Annotated in this window: 4 protein-coding genes; all 4 read left to right on the top strand. The window is 38.6% G+C overall.

The window, feature by feature from the left end; genetic code table 11:
* The first annotated feature begins 368 nt into the window (after nucleotides 1–368).
* From PVV68_RS09930 to PVV68_RS09915, 4 genes are read left to right on the top strand one after another with little or no spacing between them, the layout of a single operon-like run.
* Nucleotides 369–845, top strand: a complete 477-nt coding sequence (locus PVV68_RS09930; protein WP_273722117.1) for a crossover junction endodeoxyribonuclease RuvC — start codon at nucleotides 369–371, stop codon at nucleotides 843–845.
* Nucleotides 832–1200: a helix-turn-helix domain-containing protein gene (locus PVV68_RS09925; RefSeq protein WP_273722115.1), complete on the top strand. Its 369-nt coding sequence runs from the start codon at nucleotides 832–834 to the stop codon at nucleotides 1198–1200. The genes PVV68_RS09930 and PVV68_RS09925 overlap by 14 nt, the downstream gene beginning before the upstream one ends.
* A complete protein-coding gene (locus PVV68_RS09920; RefSeq protein WP_273783003.1) occupies nucleotides 1190–2278 on the top strand; it encodes a DUF1376 domain-containing protein in 1089 nt (362 codons plus the stop codon). The genes PVV68_RS09925 and PVV68_RS09920 overlap by 11 nt, the downstream gene beginning before the upstream one ends.
* Complete coding sequence (locus PVV68_RS09915; RefSeq protein ID WP_273783002.1) at nucleotides 2241–2690, top strand: hypothetical protein; 450 nt, start codon at nucleotides 2241–2243, stop codon at nucleotides 2688–2690. The genes PVV68_RS09920 and PVV68_RS09915 overlap by 38 nt, the downstream gene beginning before the upstream one ends.
* Nucleotides 2691–2897: the final 207 nt, after the last annotated feature.

The following is a 2897-nucleotide window of genomic DNA, read 5'->3' as shown; positions in this document are numbered from 1 at the left end:
CAATTGTTTGCGGTAATGCACGTGTTGATACAAGCAACGTTGGTGGTGGTACTTTAGTTAATAGTGGAGAAGTATCTACAGATAATAAAAAGGACTCTTCTCAGAAGAAAAGGAAGTGAGGAGAGAGATGGGTTTTATTGCACTTATTATATCTTGTTATGCAGCTTATAGCGCTTTTAAAACCATAAAAATGCTTAGAAAAGAGCTAGATGAAAAAGACAAAACAATAGACGAGCAAAATCATCTAATCCAAAAATTATCTAACCCTAACATTTCCTATTGTGTGAATTGCAGCAAAATTGTGTGCAGAGAAGTCGTTTAAAGCACCATTCTAAAAAGGGAATAATCAGTAAATACAGGTGTTTCAGATGTCTCATACAATTCTTTGTTTTGATCTAGGTACGAGGACAGGGTGGGCGCTTTGTGGTGCGGATTGTGGTATCACTAGTGGCACCGTTGATTTTAAATCACGTCGTTTTGAAGGCGGTGGGATGCGTTATTTACGCTTTAAGAGATGGCTTACAGAAATAAAGCAGACAGCGGGTGATATTGATGCGGTGTATTTTGAAGAGGTGAGGAGCCATGTTGGTACAGACGCAGCGCATGTTTACGGTGGCTTGTTAGCAACGTTAACGGCGTGGTGCGAGCATCATCAGATACCGTATGAAGGCATTCCAGTTGGTACGATTAAGAAAGCGACGACAGGCAAGGGGAATGCGTCGAAAGAAGAGATGATAGAGGCAATGCGTGCAAAAGGACACGCGCCTTGTGATGATAATGAAGCGGATGCTTTATCAATTTTACATTTAGTTAAAGAGAGGGAGATCACGAATGATATCCAGTAATAAAGTAGCGTATGGAAAGTTTAGTACAGATAAGTTTTTAAAAGAGCTTATGGGATTAAAGGCAAAAGAGAAGGCTGTTTATACAACCCTTGTGTTGCTTATGAATGATAAGCAAGCGTCTCTTATCAATAATGCGTCTTATTTATCGAGTTGGTGTGGGTGTTCAGTAAGAACGTTTCAAAAGACATTAGAGACTTTAATAAGCATGGGTTACATCACGCGTTTAGAGAATGGGAACTTATGGCATAGGTCATTAGCTTTTGATTATACGATTAGCAAAGCTTCAGAAAGAGCTTCAAAAGCAGCGAATGTGAGGTGGAGTAAGAAAAGAGAGGAGGCAATACATGTCAACTAAGTTGCCATGGACGAGGCTTTTTGCAGACAAGTGGCTACTTGATCTTGCATATTTGCCTCCTTTTGAAGGTTTCATATATGTTAAGTTGCGATTTCAAATGCTTCGCACTGGAGAGCCGCTTACAAATAATTTTAAAGTGTTATCTTTATTGGCAGGCTGTTCAGTGAAAAGATTTCAGAGAGCATTAGATCTTTTATTAGAAACTGGACACATTGTTTTTTCAGAAGATGGTCGTTTGTGGAGTTTACAAGTTGAAGAGGAACTCAATAACTCTAATGAAAATTTAAGTAAGTTTTCAGAAAGAGCACAAAAGGCAGCAAAGGCAAGATGGGATAAAGATAAAAGTGATAATGATGTCAAAAATGCTAAGCATGATGCTAAGGATGCTATAAGCAATGCTATAAGCAATGCACAAGCAATGCTTAATGATGCCATTAACAATAACAATAACATTAACAATATATATAAAAAAAATAAAACTATCGTTTTATCAAAAAAAGAAATCGATTTTGAAGATTTAGAAACGAGCGATTTGGTTAACGAACCAATCGAGGTTGCTGCTGTTGAAAGCCCATCAGAACAAATCGAAGCGGGTTTAGAAAACCAACCTCCCATTCACGAGCAAGAAAACGTTTCGAAAAAAACAACACGTTCAAAAGCTCATCGAGGCTGTCGATTGCCTGATGATTTCGAACCCGATTACGATTTTGCACTTGCAGAGGGCTTGCCACCAGAGCGTATCAAAATTGAGATCGCAAAGTTTCGAGATTACTGGCGTTCAAAAGCCGGAGCAAATGCTACCAAAACCGATTGGCAAGCAACATGGCGTAACTGGGTAAGGAATTCAAAAGATCATAAAATCAATCAACAAGGTGGAAACTATGGAAAAACAAGCACTAAACAAACAGAACAGCAGCGTGGCTGGAGTTATCGAGTTGCACAGCACATGTCCAATATCAAAAATTCAGACAGCGTTTACAAATTTTTATTCGAGGATGATGACAGAACCTCCATTCCTTTGGAAAACGGGGCAAAAACCATTGAGTGCAGAAGTGGAGAGAGTTACTTCATTGGTTGATGATGCGTTGCAAAAGCTTGAAAGAAAAGCAACGGAAGAGGAAATACAAACAGCATTTCTTGTTCTTTCCAATGGTCTCAAAAGCCCCTTAAGGTCAGATGAGAAATCAACAGCGCTTGCGTATTTTTACGCTCTTGAAGGTATAAGCAGCTGGGCATTGCAGACAGCAACAAAGGACGCATTGAAAGGCAAAGCAGAAGGATTAAATGCAACATTTATGCCATCAACAGCAGATTTTTATCGCTACTGCGAAAAGCTTGAAAGCGATATTCGTTGGAGTGCAAATTATATTTTGAAGGTTCTAGAGAAGGCAGAAATCAAGAGCCAAGATCAAGACGCAGTGATAGCATCAGAGCGCGTTGAAAAGCTTCAAAAAGGACTTGAAGAAGTTTTAAAGGGCATTGAAGATTAGACAGCAAAATGGTGCAAAGTAGAAAACCTATTGGATTAGATATGCGTTTAAATCGATAAAAAGGCACCGTACAAAGCGATTGGATAGTTTTTTGATAATTACCACGTTGGAAATTAAAAATGCTCTGTACGGTCCATTTTGAGGCAAATAAACCCATTGGTAAAATTATGGATTTAGATATGGGAATATTAAAACATATGTTCTTAA

The organism is Bartonella sp. ML69XJBT, from assembly GCF_028618515.1.
Classification (GTDB): domain Bacteria; phylum Pseudomonadota; class Alphaproteobacteria; order Rhizobiales; family Rhizobiaceae; genus Bartonella.
This window is presented reverse-complemented; position numbering and strand designations above follow the sequence as displayed.